Annotated in this window: 1 rRNA gene; it reads right to left on the reverse strand. The window is 49.1% G+C overall.

Annotation, left to right across the window (positions count from 1 at the left end):
- Window positions 1–75 precede the first annotated feature (75 nt).
- Window positions 76–1,614, reverse strand: a 16S ribosomal RNA gene (locus Q0890_RS13620).
- Between the last annotated feature and the right edge of the window lie 226 nt (window positions 1,615–1,840).

A 1,840-nucleotide genomic window follows, 5' to 3' on the forward strand; every position in this document is an offset into this window, starting at 1 on the left:
TATACCTCAAGCTAATAAACTAGCTTAAACTAAAGAACAACTTGTTGTGAATTCTTGCTGAGCGAATGCCGTTAATAAGGAGGTGATCCAGCCGCAGGTTCCCCTACGGCTACCTTGTTACGACTTCACCCCAGTCATCAACCACACCGTGGTGATCGCCGTCCTAAAAGGTTCGGCTAACCACTTCTGGTGCAATCAACTCCCATGGTGTGACGGGCGGTGTGTACAAGGCCCGGGAACGTATTCACCGCGGCATTCTGATCCGCGATTACTAGCGATTCCTACTTCATGGAGTCGAGTTGCAGACTCCAATCTGGACTACGATAGGCTTTTTGAGATTCGCATCACATCGCTGTGTAGCTGCCCTCTGTACCTACCATTGTAGCACGTGTGTAGCCCTGGTCGTAAGGGCCATGATGACTTGACGTCGTCCCCGCCTTCCTCCAGTTTGTCACTGGCAGTATCCTTAGAGTTCCCGGCCAAACCGCTGGTAACTAAGGAAAAGGGTTGCGCTCGTTGCGGGACTTAACCCAACATCTCACGACACGAGCTGACGACAGCCATGCAGCACCTGTATCAGAATTCCCGAAGGCACTCCCGCATCTCTGCAGGATTCTCTGTATGTCAAGACCAGGTAAGGTTCTTCGCGTTGCATCGAATTAAACCACATGCTCCACCGCTTGTGCGGGCCCCCGTCAATTCATTTGAGTTTTAACCTTGCGGCCGTACTCCCCAGGCGGTCTACTTATTGCGTTAGCTGCGTCACTAAGTCCTCAAGGGACCCAACGACTAGTAGACATCGTTTACGGCGTGGACTACCAGGGTATCTAATCCTGTTTGCTACCCACGCTTTCGAGCCTCAGTGTCAGTATGATGCCAGGAAGCTGCCTTCGCCATCGGTATTCCTTCAGATCTCTACGCATTTCACCGCTACACCTGAAATTCTACTTCCCTCTCACCTACTCTAGCTTAACAGTATCAGATGCAGTTCCCAGGTTAAGCCCGGGGATTTCACATCTGACTTATCAAGCCACCTACGCTCGCTTTACGCCCAGTAATTCCGATTAACGCTTGCACCCTCTGTATTACCGCGGCTGCTGGCACAGAGTTAGCCGGTGCTTATTCTGCAGCTAATGTCATCGTCTGTGGGTATTAACCACAGAGTCTTCTTCACTGCTTAAAGTGCTTTACAACCAAAAGGCCTTCTTCACACACGCGGCATGGCTGGATCAGGGTTGCCCCCATTGTCCAATATTCCCCACTGCTGCCTCCCGTAGGAGTCCGGGCCGTGTCTCAGTCCCGGTGTGGCTGATCATCCTCTCAGACCAGCTACAGATCGTCGCCATGGTAGGCCTTTACCCCACCATCTAGCTAATCCGACTTAGGCTCATCTAATAGCGAGAGCAACAAGTTGCCCCCTTTCTCCCGTAGGTCGTATGCGGTATTAATTCGAGTTTCCCCGAGCTATCCCCCACTACTAGGTAGATTCCTAAGTGTTACTCACCCGTCCGCCGCTCGACGCCTACCAGCAAGCTGGTATCGTTTCCGCTCGACTTGCATGTGTTAAGCCTGCCGCCAGCGTTCAATCTGAGCCATGATCAAACTCTTCAGTTTAATCTTGCTTGAAGTCTTCACTATAAATAGTAAGACGACTTCTAATCTTGGCTCATCTAATCTGGCAATTACGCTAAAAATTATGTTCGTAATGAATTAACTTTGAGTTTTCTTGCTGATTAAATGATAATTTTTATAGTTAAATATCTTCCCGAAAAGAAAAGATAAGCAACTTTATTTTTAGCATCCTAACTCAGCAAAAATCCACACAAGTTGTTCTTTAGTT

It is taken from the genome of uncultured Psychrobacter sp., assembly GCF_947488565.1.
Classification (GTDB): Bacteria; Pseudomonadota; Gammaproteobacteria; order Pseudomonadales; family Moraxellaceae; genus Psychrobacter; species Psychrobacter saeujeotis.